This window comes from Vagococcus humatus (genome assembly GCF_003950325.1).
Lineage (GTDB): Bacteria > Bacillota > Bacilli > Lactobacillales > Vagococcaceae > Vagococcus_C > Vagococcus_C humatus.
Genome location: NZ_PXZH01000001.1, coordinates 937,973 through 959,038 on the forward strand (window position 1 = coordinate 937,973; position 21,066 = coordinate 959,038).

At 34.2% G+C, this 21,066-nt stretch carries 19 protein-coding genes; 5 read left to right on the forward strand and 14 right to left on the reverse strand.

Translation table 11 applies throughout. From position 1 onward, the window contains the following. The 3 genes from C7P63_RS04545 to C7P63_RS04555 all read right to left on the reverse strand — a co-directional run bounded on the left by C7P63_RS04545 (position 1) and on the right by C7P63_RS04555 (position 3,865). Positions 1 to 1,227, reverse strand: a complete 1,227-nt coding sequence (locus C7P63_RS04545; RefSeq protein ID WP_125942960.1) for a metallophosphoesterase family protein — start codon at positions 1,225 to 1,227, stop codon at positions 1 to 3. A gap of 100 nt (positions 1,228 to 1,327) precedes the next feature. Continuing rightward, on the reverse strand, positions 1,328 to 1,669 hold the full coding sequence (locus C7P63_RS04550; protein WP_125942961.1) for a YlbF/YmcA family competence regulator: 342 nt from the start codon (positions 1,667 to 1,669) through the stop codon (positions 1,328 to 1,330). 78 nt (positions 1,670 to 1,747) lie between these two features. After that, entirely contained in the window at positions 1,748 to 3,865 is a 2,118-nt protein-coding gene (locus C7P63_RS04555) for a PBP1A family penicillin-binding protein (RefSeq protein ID WP_125942962.1), read from the reverse strand. A 178-nt stretch (positions 3,866 to 4,043) separates the two neighbouring features. On the opposite strand from C7P63_RS04555, the gene C7P63_RS04560 reads away from it, so the two are divergent. Further along, entirely contained in the window at positions 4,044 to 4,910 is an 867-nt protein-coding gene (locus C7P63_RS04560) for an RluA family pseudouridine synthase (protein WP_125942963.1), read from the forward strand. 69 nt (positions 4,911 to 4,979) lie between these two features. On the opposite strand, the gene C7P63_RS04565 is transcribed toward C7P63_RS04560, so the two are convergent. Further along, positions 4,980 to 6,494: a phosphohexomutase domain-containing protein gene (locus C7P63_RS04565; protein WP_165863781.1), complete on the reverse strand. Its 1,515-nt coding sequence runs from the start codon at positions 6,492 to 6,494 to the stop codon at positions 4,980 to 4,982. 6 nt (positions 6,495 to 6,500) lie between these two features. Next, positions 6,501 to 6,950, reverse strand: coding sequence for an arginine repressor (gene argR, locus C7P63_RS04570; protein ID WP_165863771.1), 450 nt, complete (start codon positions 6,948 to 6,950; stop codon positions 6,501 to 6,503). Positions 6,951 to 7,195: 245 nt separating this feature from the next. On the opposite strand from argR, the gene argS reads away from it, so the two are divergent. Then, positions 7,196 to 8,884: an arginine--tRNA ligase gene (argS, locus tag C7P63_RS04575; protein ID WP_125942966.1), complete on the forward strand. Its 1,689-nt coding sequence runs from the start codon at positions 7,196 to 7,198 to the stop codon at positions 8,882 to 8,884. A gap of 53 nt (positions 8,885 to 8,937) precedes the next feature. Here argS and C7P63_RS04580 read toward each other — a convergent pair whose 3' ends face one another. Beyond that, positions 8,938 to 9,429: a QueT transporter family protein gene (locus C7P63_RS04580; RefSeq protein WP_125942967.1), complete on the reverse strand. Its 492-nt coding sequence runs from the start codon at positions 9,427 to 9,429 to the stop codon at positions 8,938 to 8,940. 210 nt (positions 9,430 to 9,639) lie between these two features. On the opposite strand from C7P63_RS04580, the gene C7P63_RS04585 reads away from it, so the two are divergent. After that, positions 9,640 to 10,599: a diacylglycerol/lipid kinase family protein gene (locus C7P63_RS04585; protein ID WP_125942968.1), complete on the forward strand. Its 960-nt coding sequence runs from the start codon at positions 9,640 to 9,642 to the stop codon at positions 10,597 to 10,599. A 65-nt stretch (positions 10,600 to 10,664) separates the two neighbouring features. Here C7P63_RS04585 and recD2 read toward each other — a convergent pair whose 3' ends face one another. From recD2 to C7P63_RS04605, 4 genes are all read right to left on the reverse strand, one after another. Then, the gene (recD2, locus tag C7P63_RS04590) at positions 10,665 to 13,181 is read right to left on the reverse strand and encodes an SF1B family DNA helicase RecD2 (protein ID WP_125942969.1); all 2,517 of its coding nucleotides are present in this window, start codon (positions 13,179 to 13,181) and stop codon (positions 10,665 to 10,667) included. A 33-nt stretch (positions 13,182 to 13,214) separates the two neighbouring features. Then, a complete protein-coding gene (locus C7P63_RS04595; RefSeq protein ID WP_125942970.1) occupies positions 13,215 to 13,871 on the reverse strand; it encodes a histidine phosphatase family protein in 657 nt (218 codons plus the stop codon). Between the two features lie 32 nt (positions 13,872 to 13,903). Continuing rightward, complete coding sequence (gene trmL, locus C7P63_RS04600; protein WP_125942971.1) at positions 13,904 to 14,404, reverse strand: tRNA (uridine(34)/cytosine(34)/5-carboxymethylaminomethyluridine(34)-2'-O)-methyltransferase TrmL; 501 nt, start codon at positions 14,402 to 14,404, stop codon at positions 13,904 to 13,906. 250 nt (positions 14,405 to 14,654) lie between these two features. Then, positions 14,655 to 15,515, reverse strand: a complete 861-nt coding sequence (locus C7P63_RS04605; RefSeq protein ID WP_125942972.1) for a methyltransferase domain-containing protein — start codon at positions 15,513 to 15,515, stop codon at positions 14,655 to 14,657. 192 nt (positions 15,516 to 15,707) lie between these two features. Between C7P63_RS04605 and C7P63_RS04610 the strand changes: the two genes are divergently transcribed. Then, positions 15,708 to 16,340, forward strand: a complete 633-nt coding sequence (locus C7P63_RS04610; RefSeq protein ID WP_125942973.1) for a copper homeostasis protein CutC — start codon at positions 15,708 to 15,710, stop codon at positions 16,338 to 16,340. A gap of 55 nt (positions 16,341 to 16,395) precedes the next feature. Here C7P63_RS04610 and mgtE read toward each other — a convergent pair whose 3' ends face one another. Genes mgtE through yjbM form a run of 4 tightly spaced genes read right to left on the reverse strand, consistent with a single transcriptional unit; the run spans position 16,396 to position 20,201 of the window. Beyond that, entirely contained in the window at positions 16,396 to 17,763 is a 1,368-nt protein-coding gene (mgtE, locus tag C7P63_RS04615) for a magnesium transporter (protein WP_125942974.1), read from the reverse strand. Continuing rightward, complete coding sequence (locus tag C7P63_RS04620; protein ID WP_125942975.1) at positions 17,756 to 18,679, reverse strand: RluA family pseudouridine synthase; 924 nt, start codon at positions 18,677 to 18,679, stop codon at positions 17,756 to 17,758. Before C7P63_RS04620 ends, mgtE begins: the two co-directional genes overlap by 8 nt. Then, complete coding sequence (locus C7P63_RS04625; RefSeq protein WP_125942976.1) at positions 18,676 to 19,491, reverse strand: NAD kinase; 816 nt, start codon at positions 19,489 to 19,491, stop codon at positions 18,676 to 18,678. The genes C7P63_RS04620 and C7P63_RS04625 overlap by 4 nt, the downstream gene beginning before the upstream one ends. An 8-nt stretch (positions 19,492 to 19,499) precedes the next feature. After that, positions 19,500 to 20,201 carry a GTP diphosphokinase gene (gene yjbM / locus C7P63_RS04630; RefSeq protein WP_125942977.1) on the reverse strand — a complete coding sequence of 234 codons (702 nt, stop codon included), beginning with the start codon at positions 20,199 to 20,201 and terminating at the stop codon, positions 19,500 to 19,502. Between the two features lie 187 nt (positions 20,202 to 20,388). Between yjbM and C7P63_RS04635 the strand changes: the two genes are divergently transcribed. After that, a complete protein-coding gene (locus C7P63_RS04635) occupies positions 20,389 to 20,976 on the forward strand; it encodes a CYTH domain-containing protein (protein ID WP_125942978.1) in 588 nt (195 codons plus the stop codon). Positions 20,977 to 21,066 lie beyond the last annotated feature (90 nt).

The window sequence follows — 21,066 nt, forward strand, 5'->3', positions numbered from 1 at the left end:
TTAGTCCCCACCTTTCGTTTGAAATTCAACTTCTAAAAAGTCTTTTGACTGGTCTAATAGTGCTTCTTTAAACGAAGTGTTTTCATGAAGTAATGTATACAAAATAGGTTGTTTATATAGCGGATCTAAAGCTTTATCTTCCATGTCTTGTTGTTCATAAGCTTGTAAAAATTGGTGAAGTAGTTGTTTATCTAAAAAACCAAAGGCTGATTGATTATCTTTTATAACCGTTTCATTGATTAATTGATAAACCCAAACTTGTTGTTTAAAACTTTGATAACTTTCTTGTTGTAAATATCTTAAAATGTCTTGCTGCTCATACTCTGTCAAGCTATACTCTGGAGAAGATTCTAAAGTTATTTCGATAAAATATGTATGACTTAAATCTGTAATTTGTTCTAAAATTGCATCAAATAACTCTTTTAAAATAACTTGTTTTGGAATATTGTCCTCTGTTAGCTGATAGTTTATTCGTTTCCACTCCACAAAAGGAAAAGATTTCCACTCAAGCTGTTTTTGTTGACCTGTAAACTCTATTAAAGCCGCATAATAACACTGTTGTTCTTTTTTTGTGTGTCCAATAGGAGCCCCTGGATAAACAACTAAAGGATCCTCTCCAACAACTTTTCGTTGATGAATATGCCCTAATGCCCAATAATCATAATTTTTCTCTTTTAGTTCACCTAAAGTAAAAGGAGCGTAACGATTATTTTCACTTGTACCAAGTTCTCCGTGGTAACAACCTATATGGTAGTCCACATGAGAAAAACGCTTAGGAAACTTAGTTGCTTGGTGTTGTTCTATCCAACGATTTTCATAAGAAAATGCTGAAATAGCCACAGTTTCTTGATTACGTGTTGTTAACACCAAAGTTTCTACTGTTTCTGATTTCCAAACATTGACATTTTTAGGAAAGGGAAACCAGTAACGATTGGTATCATAATAATCGTGATTTCCAAATGTTAAAACAACTTGTATCTGTTCTTTTTCTAATCTTTTCATTTCTTCTATAAATAAATGTTGGGTATAGATAGGAATTCTAGGCTGATGAAAAATATCTCCTACTAATAGCAACAAATCAACTTGTTCTTTAATTGCTTCATCAATAATAGCCGAAAAAACCTGAAAGTTTTTTTGACTAAGTTTTAAAGAAAACTCTTCAGGTAACTCCCCTAAACCTTCAAAAGGACGATCCAAGTGTAAATCGGCTACATGTATGCATTTCATTTTGTTCACCTCTTTCCCTCTAATTTTACCACAAAAAAAAAAGAATAGAAAAATAGCTCAGAAAAATTCCGAGCTATTTTTATTCTTTTAGTTTAAATGCTTAATTTTCGTATAACTCTTGGATAGGTTTCATAATAATACTATTTAAATCATTAATATATGTACTTAATGCTTGTTCTTTATCCATCAATGCCATAATTAAATCAGAAGTTTGAATTTTTTCCACAACTAGTTGCATGTTGGTTGCATCTTCTTCAGTAATTTCTTCCCCTTGCATTTGTTTTTGTTGCAAAGTCATTTGAGTTTCTTGAAATTCTTTAAATAAACGAGCAGCTTCCTCATCAGCTTTCATTGCTTCAACAGCTGCTTTCAATTCTAAAAACATAGGTAGTTCGCGAATATCTTTCTCTAATTGATTGGCAGTATCATAAATATTTCCCATTAGTCCATCTTCCTTTCTTTGTTATCTAAATCATTGTAACATTAAAAAATGTCCTTGCCTAGCGTTTAACTAAAGCAGTTATTTTACCACTGTATTCCAAAGATCAGACAATGTATCATTCAATACATCTGCCCCTTCTTTCAACTTTTCACCCCAGTAACCTGCTCCTTCTTTTACACTACTACCTAACTTGTCTACAGCTTCTTTCAATGCATCGGTTTGCTCTGACAATGGAGGAGTCGTCTGTTGGCTAGCATTTTCAACATTAAAAGGAGTTTGAGGCGACACATCTAAAATTCTTTGGGCTTCATCTTTAAATAATTGAGACACTCCCTGGCCACTAGTGTTATCTAAATAATGAATATCACTGCTCTTATCAAATCCCATCCAAGTGGCAATCACCACATCTGGAGTGTAACCAATAATCCACTGATCTTTGGCTTTGCCTTCAGCATTGACACTTTCAGTTGTTCCTGTTTTTCCAGCTATTGGATGACCATAAGGCTGAGCATTGATCCCTGTTCCGTTAGTAAATACTCCTTGTAACATGCTTGTCATTTCTTTAGCCACTTCTGGAGTAGTCACTTGAACTGTTTTTGCTTCTTCTTGATTAACTAAGACTTTGCCTGTTTCATCAACAATTTTTCTAATAAAGTGTGGCGTTTTCTTTTTACCTTCATTAGCAAAAACTGTATAGGCACTGGCCATTTTTAAAGGAGAAGTCCCATGAGTCATTCCTCCTAAAACTAAACCAGGATAACGATCCTTTTCATCTAATTTTATGCCAAATTTTTCTACTTTTTTAAAGCCGCGATCCATGCCGATTTCGTTAAATAACCAAACGGCAGAGGCATTTAAACTTTCAGCAACCGCTTGATACATAGGAACTTCTCCTCGGTAATATTTATCGACATTCTCTACTTGATAAAAATCTAGCGGACCATCTTTTAATAAATCTGTTGATTTCCAACCTGCCTCTAAAGCCGGAGTATAAACAGCTAGTGGTTTCATCGTCGAACCTGGAGATATTGCCCCATTAGTTGCTCGGTTAAATTCTTGGTTTCCTCGTCCACCAACGACAGCTAATACCCCTCCAGTTTTTGGATCAATAGCAACCGATGCCCCTTGAACCATTTCTCCGTCTGAAGCATTAGGTGGGAATAAACTATCATTTGCAAATGAAGTCTGCATACCTTGTTGGTAAGTTTGATCTAACGTCGTATAGATTTTATAACCTCGGTTCAAGATAACTTCATCATCAATATCATACCGTTCTTTGGCTTCTTCAATAACTGATTTGAAGAAGTCTGGATATTGATTTAATTGATTGTTGTTCACATAGTTATCCGTCAAATAAAGTTTTTCACCTTGTAATCGTTTAGCTTCATTTTCATCTAACTTAGCATTATCTACCATTAATTGTAGAACTGTATCTCTTCTATTTAATGCATTATCCATATGATCAATCGGATTGTAAATACTTGGCCCCTTTAACATTCCTGCTAAAACCGCTGCTTCATCAATTGTTACTTGACTTGCACTTTTACCAAAGTATTTATGAGAAGCATCTTCCACTCCCCAAACCCCATTACCAAAATAGGACTTATTCAAATACATCTCTAAAATTTCATCTTTATTATATTTTTTTTCAATTTCAATTGCTAAAAACAACTCTTTGGCTTTTCTTTGAAGGGTTTGGTCCAAACTAAGATAAGCATTTTTAGCTAATTGTTGCGTTAAAGTACTTCCCCCTCCTGTAATATGTCCATGTTTTAAAATACCTAAAAATGCCCGAGCTATCCCTCTAATATCAAATCCTTTATGAGTATAAAACCGTCTATCTTCTGTAGAAATAACTGCGTCTTTAATATGTTGAGAAATTTGATCACTAGATACAAATGTCCCTTTTTCACTAGAAAGAACCCCAGCTTTATCTCCATCTTTATCATAAACAATAGAAGTTTCTGCCAAGCCAACTTTTAACGTTTTAACATTGGCACTTTTAGCAATATAAAATAAGTAAATACTAGTAATTAAGACTACTACAAGACCTAATAGCAACAAAACTTTATTAACTTGATACTTTTTCCAAATCCGTTTTCTTTCTACTCGAAATTTTGCTAAATACGGCTTTATAAAAAGCCAAGCTTGTTTTAATGCTTCTAAAATTTTTTGGCTTATTTTTTTTATATCCATAAAATCTCCTTCTTCTTTACAACTTAATTGCTTATTAAGTTTATCATATCTAATTCCTAAGTAAATTAGGCTAAAGTCTGAATCCCTAGATTAATCTCACTTATCTTAGCATGAACTTCTTAATAAAATATGTTACAATTCATAAGAATTCCATAATTTTATGAAAAGAGGTATCCCCTTGGAATATACAATTACCTTGCCAGAAAACTTTAAAACTTGTGACATTAAAACTCTTTTAGAGAAAGAATGGCTAGTCCCAAGAAAAGTTAGACATTTTCTTAGAATGCGAAAAAACATTCAAGTTAATGGTGAAACAAAAATGTTCCATGAACTTGTTTATCCACTTGATCAGTTAACTTTAACCTTTGAAGATAGTGACTATCAGCTACCGACTATTCAATTAGGAAAAGCAAAGTTGATTACCCCACTTTATGAAGATGAACATTTCATTATTGTTAATAAGCCTTATGGTATGAAAACACACCCCAATCAGCCTGATGAAACTAATACTCTCTTAAATCATTTAGCTGCTTACTTAGCTCCTAAAAAACAAAATCCCTATGTGGTACATCGTTTGGATAAGGAAACTAGTGGAGCTATTCTTTTTGCTAAAAACCCTTTTATTTTGCCAATTTTAGGCCGTTTACTAGAACAAAAAGAGATTAAAAGAACTTATCAAGCTATCGTAAAGGGCTCATTCTCTTCTTCTCAATTAACGATTGAAAAGAAGATTGGCCGCCATCGTCAAGATAGACGAAAACGTGTAGTCGATGAAAGACATGGACAAGTTGCGATCACCCATGTTACCGTTATGGAACAATTGGCTCACACCAGTCACGTTGAATGTCAATTAGATACTGGCCGCACTCACCAAATCAGAGTTCATTTAGCTAGTTTAGGCCATCCAGTTTTAGGAGACCCTTTGTATCATCCACAACCTAGCCAAGGCGCAGATCGTTTAATGCTCCATGCCAAATCTCTTGAATTGATCCATCCCTTTACTCAACAAAGAATTTATGTAGAAGCACAACCGTTATTGTGGTAAATACAACAAAAAACCTATGACTTGTATCATCAGATGGACAAAGTCATAGGTTTTTTTATTCTAATTAAGTTAAATGGAAGTTAATACTTCTGTTAATTTATCTGTATTAAGAAAATCATAGCTTTCAAAAAAGGTGGCTAACTTTTGAAAAACTAGTTGATTTTTATTTGCTTCATCATTTTCTACTTGTAAAACAAGTAAAGGCTCATGCAAACTCATTCTTAATAAAAACCAACCCATGCCATAATCGCCTGTAAAGTTAACTCGAATACCTTCCTCGTTTTCAGGGTCTATGACAAAATCATCTGTTGCATTAACAAATGAAGCTAACTCTTCAATCACTTTTTCCCCTTCTTCACGGTAGTTATCTGTTACAATGTTAAACCGAACCTCTTTAGCTTCAGCAGGTTGTTTCAATGTCGCAATCAAGTCCCCTAAAGTTTTGCCTTCTTCTCTTAATTTAGGTAGTAACATTAAAATTTTAGCAATGACATAGGCACCATCATCTAAGAAATAATTTTCTTTAAAAGCTGCATGTCCGCTAGTTTCAATAGATAATTCAGTTGGAATTCCCTTTTGATTTAATTCGATACCTTTATTAATCACATTACGGTAACCACATAAATAACGAACTTGTTTTCCTCCTAAGGACTCAATAAACGTCTTCAAATGACTAGAAGTAGGAGAATTGGTTACAATGGTGGAACCTGGATATTCTGTTAGTACAATTTGAGCTAAGACAGCAATTAAATTATTTCGGTTAATACTTTGACCTGTTTGATCTACTACAGCAGCTCGGTCTACATCTGTATCAAAAATAACTCCTAAATCTGCTTGTTGGTCTAAAACTGCTTGTCTAATACTTGCCATTGCTTCTTTATTATCAGGATTTGGAATGTGATTTGGAAAATGGCCATCTGGCTCCAAAAATTGACTACCTGTTGTGTTTGCTCCTAGTGCTTCTAGGACTTCTTTAGCAAAGAACCCTCCTGCCCCATTTCCAGCATCTACTACAATATGAAAACCAGTTAAAGGAGTGTCACCTGAACCAATTCCTTGACGTATTTTTTCAACTAAGTCTTGGGCATATCTAGGAATTAATTCTCTTGTTTCTACTGATCCTTCAGAAGAAGCACTCGGAATAGTTTCCATGCTATAGGTTAAAATTTGTTCAATGTCTTCATGCTCAGCTCCACCTTGTTTAGTGAAAAGTTTTATTCCATTATAATAATAAGGTAAATGACTAGCAGTAATCATAATAGAAGCATCACACTGATAATCCTCAAACTGAGTAGCCATAAACATAGCTGGTGTTGTAGACAATCCTACATCAATAATGTGAACCCCTTGTGTTAATAACCCTTTAATAAGCCCTTGTTTTAATGTATCTGCTGATAAACGACTATCATGACCAATTCCAATGGTTAGAGGGCCTTGTAATTGTTTATCTACTTGTAGCCACTTCACTAAACCCTTGGCAATTTTTTCTGCTTCATTTTCAGTCAAATTAGCCTGATTATTTTCTGTTGAAATCGCAATACCTCGAATATCTGATCCATTTTGTAACGCTCTCATTTTGTTAATTCCTCCTTATAAATATGTATGAATAAATTCATACAATTCTTGCGCTTTTTCTTCATTGTGAGCAATAAGAACCACTGTATCTTTTCCAGCCAATGTTCCTGCTATTTCTGTTAAAGACATATCATCTAAAATAGCGGCTACTCGGTCAGCTGAGCCTAAAATAGTATGCAAAATCACCATAAACTGCACTCTCTCTATTTTTAAAATAGCTTCTTGAATGACTTCTTTTAAGCGAGTTTCCGAAAAAGGAGAGTGATCTTCTGGTAACAGATAAATAACATTTCCATCTTCATCGTGAGACTTAATAATTCCTAGCTCACGAATATCTCTTGAAACAGTAGCTTGGGTAGCTGTAATGTCTTTTTGATGTAAAAAATTCAGCAACTCTTCTTGCGTACTAATAGGATGTTGTTGAATGACTTCTTTTATATAAGTTTGTCGCTCACTTTTTTTCACCGCATTCATCCTCTCTATTCTTTGTTTCAGTATAACAAACTTTCAATTAAATAATAAAGCTTCCTTCTATAATTTTAATAAATTCATAGCCTGTCTGCAAATCCATTAGTATTTTCCCTTAATTTTTGCTATAATGACAAATGAGTTTTATTCAGTTCACGAATAAAAAATACGCAGAATATTCGTCTACCTTTGGGTCAGACGTTTCTTTATGTCACGTTAATAAATTAATCGGAGGTTTCCCCATGAACGAAAAAGAATTTGTAACCCTTGCGTTACATAATGTTTTAAATGAATACTTAACACCTGAACAGATCAGTCCTTTATTAGAAAAGCCTAAATCAGCAGATCACGGAGATTTAGCTTTTCCAGCTTTCTCTTTAGCAAAAGTGATGAGAAAAGCACCTCAATTGATTGCCAAAGATATTGCTGAAGCTTTAGATGCTAATGCGTTTGAAAAAATAGAAGTAGTTGGTCCTTATATTAATTTCTTTTTAAATAAAGGAAATGTAAGTGCTAAAACATTAACAGCTATTTTATCTGATGAAAATCATTACGGAGATGCTCATATAACAGGTAACACTAATGTTCCTATTGACATGTCTTCACCTAACATAGCTAAGCCAATGTCAATGGGACATTTACGTAGTACAGTAATTGGGAATGCTTTAGCTAATATTTTAACTAAAATCGGCTACACACCGATTAAAATTAACTATATTGGAGACTGGGGCACACAGTTTGGTAAACTAATTGTTGCCTATAAAAAATGGGGTTCTGAAGAAGCTGTCCAAGCTAACCCTATTCAAGAGCTACTTCGTTTATATGTTGACTTCCACGAAGAAGCTGAAAAAGATCCATCACTTGAAGATGAAGGACGTTTCTGGTTTAAAAAATTAGAAGATGGAGACGAAGAAGCTACTCATCTTTGGAAATGGTTTAGAGAAGAGTCCTTAAAAGAATTTCAACGTATTTATGATATTCTTGGGGTAGAATTTGATTCTTATAATGGTGAATCTTTCTATAATGATAAGATGGATGCAGCTATTCAATTACTCGAAGAAAAAAATCTATTAAAAACAGACCAAGGTGCTGAAATTGTAGATTTAGAAAAATATCAATTAAATCCTGCTTTAATTCGTAAATCAGATGGTGCGACACTGTATATCACTCGCGACCTTGCATCTGCTTTATATCGGAAAAAAGAATACAATTTTGCTCAAGCTTTATATGTAGTAGGTAACGAGCAATCCATTCATTTCAAACAATTAAAAGCTGTTTTAACAGAATTAGGTTGTGACTGGGCAAAAGATATTCATCATGTACCTTTTGGCTTAATCACAAAAGATGGTAAAAAACTTTCCACTCGTAAAGGTAAAATTGTTTTATTAGAAAAAGTTCTAGCAGAAGCAACAACTTTAGCTAAACAACAAATCGAAGAGAAAAATCCATCACTAGAAAATAAAGACTTAGTAGCCAAACAAGTAGGCGTAGGCGCTGTTATTTTCCATGACTTAAAAAATGACCGCATGAACAATTTCGACTTTTCTTTAGAAGAAGTTGTCCGTTTTGAAGGAGAAACTGGCCCATACGTACAATACACTCATGCCCGTTGTTCTTCTATTTTACGTAAAACAAATTGGCAAAAAAATACAGACCAATTAGAATTAAATGATTCAGATAGTTGGGAAGTTATCAAATTATTGAAAGATTTTCCTGAAACGGTTAAACGTGCTGCAGATAAATTTGAACCTTCGATCATCGCTAAACATGCTATTCAATTAGCCCAAGCATTCAATAAATATTATGCTCATGTCAAAATTGTCAATGATGACTCTGAACAAAATGCTCGACTAGCCTTAGTTTATGCTGTTAAAACGATCCTAGCTGAAGATTTACGATTATTAGGAATAGAAGCACCTGAAGAGATGTAAACAAAAAAGGCCACCAAATTGGTGGTCTTTTTGTTTACCTTTTTAAAAGTCATTTATAACTGATCAAATTTAACATATTGACTAATCCCATACATAATGGGAGCTGACAAAGTCATAATGATAAATTCACTTAAGGCAGTTGTTCCATAAGTTGGCCAAAATGGTAAATCAATCGCTAAATGAAGCATACAAGCAATTAATGCCATACTTATTGTAAAAAAGAAAATATTAAGGGCTAAACGTTTTTTAACATCAGAAACATAGCGACTTAATACAGCAGTCAAACTTAAAGCAATCAAAGTTTGAGCTCCTCCAAATACAATATCCAACCAGCCAAACTCAGAAAAAAGTAGATTATAAATTACTACTCCTCCGAAAACTCCCCACATTAGCTTTTTATTAAATACTACTAAATGATTAAGGCTTTCAGATATCCGAAATTGGATAGGACCTTGGGCAACTGGTGAAACTACAATCGTTAAAGCTAAATACATCGCTGCAATAACACCATTTTGAATTAATAACTTTGTTTTTTTATTTGTCATATTATACCTCCTCCTAGTTTTGTTGACGCGGGATGGTTGATGAACCGCGTGATGTTTTTTTATGTCTTCATCCAAAGACGCCCAACAATGAATTATAGAGGAATTCTCTTTGAAATTCAAGCATCTTTTGTTTAACCTGATAATCAGCACTTTTATCATGGTTTTTTTATCAATATTTGGTATAATATTAATTTGTGAAAGGAGCATCCGATGACACATTTAGAGTTATTTTTTATCATAAATAAAAAAGCTGGTAGTGGCAATGGTGAACAAGCAGCAGATGTCGTACTGAAGTGGCTTGTTGAACATCACATTTCCTACCAAGCAAAAATTACTAATTATCAAGGTCATGCTATTGAACTGACACAACAATTAAAACAAACACATTTAAAACCCTGGTCAGACTCTGATACAACAAAAAAATTTCCTCTATTAGTAGTAATTGGTGGCGACGGTACTCTCCACGAAGTTGTGAATGCTTTAGGAGATGAAACAGATATCCCAGTAGGTTATATTCCTTCTGGTTCTGGCAATGATTTTGCAAGAGGAGTCCAATTAACAAGAGATCCCATAGAAGCTTTACAGCAAATATTATCCGTTAAACAGCCACAACCTTTTACAGTAGTTCACTATTTAGAGCAAATCAAACAAGAAGAAGGTTTATTTACTAACAATTTAGGCATTGGTCTAGATGCTAACATCGTTGCTACTGCCAATGCATCTAAATCGAAAAAAAATTTAAATCGTTATCATTTAGGCTCTCTTTCTTATCTATTAGCTGCTATGCATGTTATGTTTAAACAAAAAGGGTTCCCTATTCTGGTAGAAGTCAACGGTGAAACTAAATCCTTTAACCAAGCTTACTTATGTACAACTACTAATCATCCTTATTTCGGCGGAGGTTTGGCGATTGCACCTAATGCTAGTCCTAAAGAAGCTTGTATGGAACTAATTATTGTAGAAAGAATCAACCTATTTAAAATTATTCACTTAGCATTCCTACTTTTACGCCAAAAACATTTAAACTCTAAACACGTTCACCACTATAAAAGTTCTCAAATTCGAATTGTTTCCACTACACCTCAATTTGGACAAGCCGACGGTGAAGTTATTAGTCCTAGAGCTTTTGACATCTCTTTTTCAGTTCGAGAACGACTTTTTTGGTTATAAGTATAAATAGTACCTGTTATTTTTCTAAAAACCCCCTAACTATCAATAGCTAGGGGGTTTTACACTTATTTACAAGACATAAAATCAAAAGGAGTTTTTCCCTCCATACCAATCATAGGGTCAACTACCCTTTGTTTAATCAGCTCTATCGTTAAATAGTCTGGTAATGCTTCACTTTCTTCCACATGAAACTCATCCACCGTCTCATCAAATAGAGAAATTTCTTTTGTTTCAGGTAATGGCTCTTTTCTTTTTTTTTCCTTCAATTTAGGTGTTTCTTTTAGTTGCTGTTGCAATTCTTGGGTTAGCTGATGGGTTAGTTCACCTGCTGTACTCGATATAATCCGCTGAACTAAGGTAGTTTTTCTCTCTGTGCCTAAATTGTTCACACATAGCGAAAAAGCCTGTTCTTCTCCTAATAAAATTAAAATATCTTTACTTCTTGTAATAGCTGTATACAATAAATTCCTTTGTAGCATACGCTGAAAAGACATTACCATTGGGACAATCACCATTTTAAATTCACTGCCTTGGGATTTATGAATTGAACAACAATAAGATAAAGTCAATTGACTCCATTCATTGCGAGGATAAACAATCTCAACCTCATCAAAACGAACTGTTAACTCATCTACCTTACTTTCATTTTCCTTACCTAAACTAATCCCAGTAATTTCTCCCATATCTCCGTTAAACACATTTGATTCCGGGTTATTAACCAACTGTAACACTTTATCTCCAATTCGATATACCTGTTTATTCCAAGTAACTTCTTTCCTAGTACCATCTTCATTAGGATTAAAAATATTTTGTAGCATAATATTCAATCGGTCAATCCCCGCAGGTCCTCGGTACATTGGTGCCAAAACTTGAATATCTTTTGCTTCAAAACCTTTTTCTTTTGCTCTAGTTACAATTTGTCTAATCACTGGTTCAATTTGATAGGCTTGACATTCAAAGTAAGATCTATCCGGTTTGTTCTGAGTAAAATCTACTGGAAGCTGACCTTCTATTATTGAGTGAGCTAAAGAAATTATCGTTGAATCGGTTCCTTGTCTATAAATATCTACTAACTCACATTTAGGAATAGTTGGAATGGTTAACAAATCATGAAGAACTTGTCCTGGTCCTACAGAAGGCAATTGGTCTTTATCTCCAACTAAAATAACTTGCATGTTAGTTGGAATGGCTTTTAAAAGTGTATTAGCTAACCAAGTATCCACCATAGACATTTCATCCACGATTAATAGGCTACCATCTAAATCATTCGCAACCGCCTCTGGATTCTTCTCTCGTCCTGTCAAACCTAATAGACGATGAATAGTCCCTGATGGCAATTGAGTGGTTTCATTCATCCGTTTAGCTGCTCTGCCAGTTGGTGCTGCTAATAAGATAGGAAAAAGATCATTGGTATAATCATCTAAATCAAGAGATAAACCATTCAATTCAGCAAACAACATCACTAAGCCGTTGATCACTGTTGTTTTTCCTGTTCCAGGTCCGCCAGTTAAAATGAATAACGGAGATTTAATGGCTTCTTTAATCGCCAACAACTGAGAAGGACCATACTTGATACCTTCTCTTTTTTGAATCGCTTTAAGAGCTTGTTCTACTTCTTTTTCCTCATAATTAATTTCTTTTTTTCGTTCTAATAAACGCTGAATTTGACTAGCAATTCCCCATTCTGCATAAAATAAAGAATTGTCATATAATTTTGTTTCTTCTTGTTGAATTTTTTCTTGCTGAACCAACTCGATAATCTGATCTGCCACCAATTCAGGTAGGATTTCAACAGGACGACTCCCTTCAAGAGTCTGAATAGTTTCCACTAGTAGTTGGTCCGCTTCTACATAAGTGTCTCCTGCCAGAATGCTTAATTGGAACAACTCATGTAGAATGCCTGCTTGAATTCGTCTAGGTGAAGTCGCCTCATAGCCTAATTGCTCAGCTAATTGATCTGCTCGTTTAAACCCAATCCCTTCAATATCCTCGGTTAACTGATACGGATTTTCTCTCAAGACTTCTAATGTTTTTTCCTGGTAATGCTGATAAATCGACAAGGATAACTGATTACCAAAGCCATAACTATTTAACTGAAGAACGATTTGTTCCATCCCATAATTCAGTCTTATTTTCTCTGTTAACATCTGCCTTTTTTTAGGTGTTAATCCCTTAACTTCCTTCAATCTTTCAGGTTGTTCTACAATAATATCAATTGCTTCAGAGCCTAGGGCATCTAAAATATTCTCTGCTGTTTTTTTACCAATGCCTGGAAATTGATCACTAGACAAGTAAGCTACTAGCCCACTTTTAGTTGTAGGCTTTTCTTGTTGATAAGTTTCAGATTGAAACTGTAAGCCGTATCTAGGGTGCTCAACTATATGTCCCTTAAATTGATACAAATCATTTTCTTGTAAATCTCCAAAATTACCAGTTACTACAATTTCATTTTCTAAATAGCCTGTATTAGTATCTAAAACATTTACCAACACAACTTTATAAAAGTTGGTAGGATTTTGAAAGAAAATAGCTAAGACCTTTCCTACAATATAACATTCCTTTAACTCTTCGCTGTTTTCCATTGCCTCACCTACTTCTCTTCTTATATAAATTATTTATAAATCTACCGAATTTATTTGTTTCACTGCTAAAAAGGAATCATCGTTCCATGTTTCTAGGTTAAAAGGCGGATACTGACGCCCTTTTGTCTCCAAAACAGATAGGGTGTTATTCCCTAATCCTCCCATTTTACGTGCATCTTTCAAAGGTGCTCCTGCTAACATTTGAATACATCCTGTTAGTGTAGTCCCGTGACTGACAAATAAAAGAGGGCCTTTCTCTGCTTTATTCACTGCCTCTATTATAAAATCCATACTTCTTTTCATGACATCTTGATAGCTCTCACCATTAAAAGCAGTTGGATCATATAAATCAGGCTGATAACGTAGATGGTCCAATTCTTTATCATATACCTGACGAGCTTCGCTTATTTTAACTCCTTCTAAACTCCCTAAACCAATCTCACGTAAATCATCGGTAAACTGTATGGTAGGAGTATGTTTTAAATGACTTATAATTCCTTCAGCTGTATCTTTGGCCCTTTTTTGAGGACTGGCATAAACCGCTTCAAACGAAATATCTTTTAAATGTTTGCCTAACTGATCAATAGCCAAATAGCTTTCTTCAAGTAATGGGGAATCCCCTTGGTAACCTTGAAATCTTTTTTCTTCATTCCAACGAGTTTTTCCATGTCTTGTAAAATAAAGTTTCATTTAAATCTCCTCACTTTTACTTTTTAGCGACTTTAGTCTAGTTTATCATGTTCATAGTGATGCGTTAACTCTAAATTAGGAAAATTTTGTTGTTTTAATGCTTCATAAATCATAATAGCTGCAGTATTAGATAAATTTAAAGAACGAACATGTTCATCATTCATTGGCATTCTAATACATTTTTCTTCGTTTTGACGCATAAACTCTTCTGGTAAGCCAGTAGTTTCTTTACCAAATAGAAAATAATGATTCTTGCCATCATTATAATCCACATCACTATAGACTTGATGAGCAAATTTAGAAATCAAATGAAGCTCTCCGTCCACTTTATCTAAAAACGCTTCTAGATTAGGATAGTAGCGAATATCTACAGCATTCCAATAGTCTAAACCTGCTCGTTTTAAGTGCTTGTCATCAGTTGAAAATCCTAGTGGTTCAATCAGATGTAATGGTGTGTTCGTTGCGGCACAGGTTCTTGAAATATTTCCTGTATTCGCTGGAATAACTGGTTCAAATAGTACGATATGATTCATTTTTTTAGCCTCCGTTGCTAAATTATTCTATCTTGATTAATTTTGGACAAAAAAAAGAACGTATCAACTCGGTGTCTAAGCACGGCGAGTCGTTACGTTAGTGAAGCCTCCTTCATTAACTTTTATCAGAACAGGAATCTGAGAAAAACCAACGAAAAATTGCTTTAATGACACTATAACAAAGGCTTCATACTTTTGCAACACTTTTACCAAAAAATTTTCATTTTTTCATAATAAAGCGTTTTTTTCATTATTTTTTTCCTTTACCTGCCAATAAACGGACATCTACCGTTAAATAATCTAATTCCGCTTCATCAAGTAACGTCTCCATGTCACAAGTTGCTCCCCAATGCATAGGTGACATTTTCAAGGCAGCTTGTTGATGGGTTTTAGGGATACTAAACTGATAAGTAATCCGCTGATCATGTACTAAGTTCATCTCTTGTGAAAATTTCTCTCTTACTAAAGCATTAGAATAATGCTGTTTCTCTGGCTGATCTTTGAAAAACACTTCTCTTAATTCTTTTAAATAAAATTCTTCGGGAATAATTTTTAACACACAGCCATCTTCTGTTAACACTCGTTGAAATTCTTCATAATGACTTGGAGAAAAAATATTCAAAAGACAATCTACTTGCTGGTTATCAAAAGGTAAATGAGTTAAATCTGCTACACAGAAAAAAGCATCCAAATCATGCTGAGTTGCTAATTGAATACCATCTTTAGATAAATCAAACCCAATGTTAGTTCCTTCTAACCCCATGTCCATTAACTGTTTTAAGAAACTTCCTTCACCGCACCCTACATCTACTGTAACTGGATTAGCTGTTTCAGGTAAATGTTGATAAATAACTTTTAACATAGGTTCATACAATCCTAGCTCAATCATTTTCTGTCTATCCTTTAGCATTTCTTCATTATAATCTGTCTGAACCTGATGAGACAAGAAATAAACAGTGCCTTTTTTCGATAGATTAAATCGATGATTATTCTCACATACTAAACTATAATCAGTTGGATAATTAAATTTTTGCTGACAAACTGGGCAAGCAAAAACATGATAATTTTTTTCTAAAAATGTCAATGCTTTATCTATTTTTTTTTGACGCATATTCTTCTCCTTTTAAACTAAATGAGATAATTTTCTTTTATTTTCATCTAAATAAGTTAATCCTATCAAATTTTAACATAGCTTTTCATTTAACTCTATGCCTTCCTAGATATCTTCTCCAATAAAATCTCAAATTCTGCCTATTCTTTATGATACAATAAATGACATAATAAGTTAAAAGGAGCTACATATATGCTATTAAAAGAATTTTGTGCAGAAAATTTTGAACATGTTCCAGCTGCTATCGAAAAAGGAGCTAAACGAATTGAACTATGTGATAACCTAGCTGTAGGTGGCACTACAGTTAGTCTAGGTGTAATGGAAACTACGGTGGAATATTGTCATGAAAAAGACATTCCAGTCATGGCTATTATTCGCCCTAGAGCAGGTCATTTTGTTTATTCTGATACTGAGCTAAAAATTATGACACGCGATATTTTTGAAGCAAAAAAGGCTCAAGTTGACGGAGTAGTCTTAGGTTGTTTAACCCAAGATGGTTGGATTGATGAAGAAGCAATGGAAGAACTACTAGACATTGCCAACGGTTTACAAATAACCTTTCATATGGCTTTTGATGCTATTCCCTTAGCTAAACAAAAAGAAGCGATTGATTGGTTAGTTGACCATCAAGTTGACCGAATTTTAACTCACGGTGGTCCTAGTGGCACTCCTATTGAAGATAATTTCGCTCACCTACAAGAATTGATTGCCTATGCTAATCATCGGCTAATTATTTTACCTGGTGGTGGTATTACTTCTGAAAATGCGACATTAGTTAGTGAGACCTTAAACGTCCACGAAGTCCATGGAACAAAAATTGTTTAGTTAGATAAAGAAACCCACCTAGCTCTGTTTATTGAGTCAGGTGGGTTCTGTTTATTTAACTAATAAAGTAGCGCATAAATAAACTAGCAATATTAAAATAAATCAAAACACTAGTCAAATCACTAAGTGTTGTAATAAATGGACCGCTTGCTACTGCAGGATCAAATCCTAATTTATCCATTAACATAGGAATCAAACTACCAGCTAAATTAGCTACTGTAATAGCACACAGCATAGCCATGCCAATCACAAAACCTAACATAAAATTATGTTTCCAGATACCTACAATAATGAAAATAGTCAAGCCTGTAATAGCTCCAGTTACAAGTCCTGTTAATAATTCACTGAGAATCATTCTAAAAAAATTATTTCCTTTTTCATTTTGAACAGCTAAACGCCTAACTGCTACTGCTAATGACTGAGTCCCAGCATTTCCAGCTGTTCCCGTGATTAAAGAAATAAAAACAGCTAACACACTAGCTTCACTAACTAAGGCTTCATATTGTCCAATTAAGGTGGCTGTAGACATTCCTAGAAATAATAAGGTTATTAACCAAGGCAAGCGTTTAGAAGCTGCCTTTATTGGGTGTTCGCTGGCTTCGTCTACATCTACCCCTGCTAATCCTGAATAATCGCTCGTTGCTTCTTCGTCGATTACATCAATAATATCATCTACTGTTACAATCCCTAATAAATGATCGTCATAATCTGTTACTGGAATTGCTAAGAAGTCATAATCTTTAATCATTCTTGCAACATCAGATTGTTCATCACCAACTTTTACAGAAATAACTCGCTCATTCATCACATCAAAAATCAATTCATCTTCATCATGTACAATCAAATCTCTTAAAGAAATAACTCCTACTAAATGGTTAAAATCATCTACAACGAACACATAATAGATTGTCTCTGCCACTAAAGCTTCGGTTTTTAGTAAATACATCGCTGAACGAATAGTTTGGTTGGCCACAATCGAAACATATTCAGTTGTCATTATAGCCCCAGCAGTTTCATCTTCATAATGAAGTAACGCTTTAATTTCTTTTACATCTTCATGATTCATAAGACTTAAATACTTAGCTATTTCTGTTTTATCTAGCTGTTTTAAGATATCTACTGCGTTATCCGTATACATTTCAGATAGCATATCTGAAACATATTGAGGACGCATCTCTTCCAAATACTCAGGCATTTCTTCTGTTTCTTCTTCTAAAACATCAAAAATATCCCCCATTTCCTTTGGAGAAAGATAGGTATAAATTTGTTGTCTTTCTTCTTCATCTAAAGACACATAAAAAAGACCTTGCTCGTATAAATGTAGATCTAACAATTCATTTCTAAACTCTTGGAGTTGTTCATTTTTTAATCGTTGATGTAGTAGTTTATATTGTTCTTCTATTGGATCGATATGTTCACTCATTTTCATTCCTCCGTTTAAGCTCAGTCTGCTCGTCAATGACTTTGATCATATCTTGTGGTAAAGGGGCTGTTAATGTCAGCATTTCTTTAGTAAAAGGATGAGTAAAACTTAACTTTTCACAATGCAATGCTTGACGCTTAATTCCTAAATCCATGTTGCCATGATATAGCTCATCTCCTAGCAAAGGACAACCAATTCCTTCAAAATGAACACGAATTTGATGAGTTCTACCAGTATGTAGTCTGATGTCTACTAAAGAACACATTGGATAGCTTGTCTTTAGCCAGTATTCTGTTTGCGCAGATAATCCCTGTTCTCCTATTTGTCTTTTCAAAATAGAGGTAGTATCTCTTTCAATAGGTAGTGTAATCATCTCATGAGAAGCTAACTGATCATGATTTCCTCCCACCAGTGCTACATATTTTTTAAGAACTTGCTTGTTTCTTAATTGTTGATCTAGTAAAGCATGAGCAAAGCCATGTTTAGCAAATAACATCAAACCTGAAGTATCTCTATCTAAGCGTGTCACAATATGAACCACTTTATTAGGATAGTTTTTCTCCATAATATAATGTTTTACCCGATTAGCCATTGTTCCATTAGGATGAAACTGAGCAGGAATAGATGCCACCTGAATTGGTTTATTCACCACTAAAAAATGCTCATCTTCATAAATAATTTCTAGAGGCTGGTTATCTTGTAATAAGGTTTCATGTTCTTCTTCATCTGGAATAGTCACTTCTAGTAAGTCACCTTTTTTTAGACTATATAAAACATTCTCTTCTTTACCATTAACAGCGATACGTCCTCCTTGAAACTTGACTTTGGCTAACAATCCTTTAGACAACCCAACTTCTTTAACAAATTTTTTTATTGTTTTCGGCTCATTTTCTTGGTAATTCCACGTAAAAATCATGATTCAACCTCGTCATCCTCACATTTTCTAATAAAGGCATCTTTTACTCGTCTCCAAAAATGAGTGTGTCGATAAGAAGCAAACTGAATACGCTCTTTAGCCACCTTTAAAGTGACTTGTTTCACATCTTTATCTTGAAAATTAAGTTGATCAATACCAATAAAATAATCATCTGCCTCTTCTAAGACCAGCCTTACCCATTCATCACTTGCGATAATCATTGGTGAACCTAGCGTTCGGTAAACTCGGTTGTTTAAAGAAGCGAATTCTGTTAACTGAAGAGCATTCACTCTTGGATGAATAACTGCTCCTCCAATACTTTTATTGTAACCTGTTGATCCAGTAGGGGTAGCTACGGTTAAGCCGTCCCCTCGGAATCGTTCAAATTTTTCTTCCTTAATATAAACGTCTGCTACCATTGTTTGATTAATTCGTCGCACACTGCACTCATTTAGTGCTAAAAAGTGTTGGTCTGGTTTTGAATGAAACTCAATCGTCACATCTAATAATGGGTAAGTAACACTATGCCCAACATCTTCTGTTAAACTTTTGACAAGCTCTTTCACTTCATAGTCACGCCAATCTGTATAAAAACCTAAATGTCCTGTGTGAATACCCACAAACTGAACACGGTCCAACTGATGAATGTACTGATGAAAAGCGGATAATAATGTGCCGTCTCCACCAACTGAAATGACAATATCAGGTTGGGCTTGATCTTGTTCAATCCCAGCCGCCGCTAATTCTTGTTCTAATTGAGCCATTGCTTTTTGCGACTTTTCTGAATGATTGGTCACTAAGGCTACTTTCATAATAGTTATCATCCTTTACTTGCTTTTCCCTGTTGTGACTCCTCTTCATTAAGTTTTGACAACAAGGGTGAATTAACTGCTTCTATATGATGGGCTCCTTTGCCATGTGAAAATAAATGTTGGGCTTCTTGAATTTCTTCCCGAATTTTAGACATTTCTGCATCTAGCTGATGAGCTGCTTCTGAGGCATTTTTTAAACGATCATTAATTTTCTCAGGAAATTCCCCTTGATATTTATAATTTAACGAATGCTCAATAGTTGCCCAAAAATTCATAGCTAAGGTCCGAATTTGAATTTCTGCTAAAATTTTCTTTTCACCATCAATTAATTGAACTGGATACTCTACAATTAAATGATAAGAGCGGTACCCACTTTCTTTTCTATTAGAAATATAATCTCTTTCTTGGATCACTTTTAAATCATTTCGTAACCGAATTAGACGAACTACTTCGTAAATATCGTCAACAAATTGACACATAATTCTTAAACCAGCAATGTCTTGCATTTCCCTTTCGATTTTAGATTCAGGAATACCTCTTAGCTGACACTTTAACTGAATACTGTGTATAGGTTTAACTCGTCCTGTCACAAATTCAATCGGTGTATGTAAATTTTGATCGCGATATTGTTGTCTAATTCCTTTTAGTTTTACTTTTAATTCTGATACAACTTGTTCGTAGGGTGCTAAAAACAGTTCCCAATCTTGCATAAACCTAACCCCTTTTAACTCTCACTCTAATTTTAAACACATACCATTTTAGCATAAAACAAATAAGAACTCATATCAAGAAGAATAAATGAGAATACAATGAAAGAATTAGCTTTTCATTTGACGAAATCTAAAAAAAAAGAGAAACTATTAACGCAATAGAACGGAAAGGGGCTTAACTAGCGTTATGCACGAAGAAATTGAAATCGAATATAAAAGCTTGTTAACTAAAGAAGAATTTGACAATCTAGTCAAAAAATATCTACCAGAAGCTAGTTCGCATCACACCCAAACAAATGTTTATTGGGATACAAGTACTCACCAACTTCAATCTGGAGAAACTGCTTTAAGAATTCGCTTATTGGAACAAGCAGCAGAAGTTACTTTAAAAGAACCTGTCACAGATGGTTTATGGGAAACAACTGAAAAAATATCTCTAGCTAAAGCTAAAGAAGCCATTCAAAATCAAACTTTTCCTGCTTTGGATAATTTTAAAGACAAGTTAGCTCACAAGTATCATCTTTCTTTGAAGGAGTTACAAATAATTGGACAACTTACCACTACTCGCATAGAAATTCCTATCACAAAAGATGCTTTATTGGTTCTAGATGAAAGTTGGTATCATGGCCATCATGACTTCGAATTAGAAATGGAAGTTTCCAATGCTCAAACGGGCCGTCTTTTCTTTCTAGACTTTTTAACACAAAATCAACTAATATATCGACCAGCAGCTAATAAAATTGCTCGAGCTATTTTAGCTCAAAAAGAGCAATAGTTCATTTTATTTCATTATTTGTGAAATTTCTGATACTCTATAGGTAGAGATTAGAAGTTTTAATTATAATAGATAGGGGGGAATAATGAA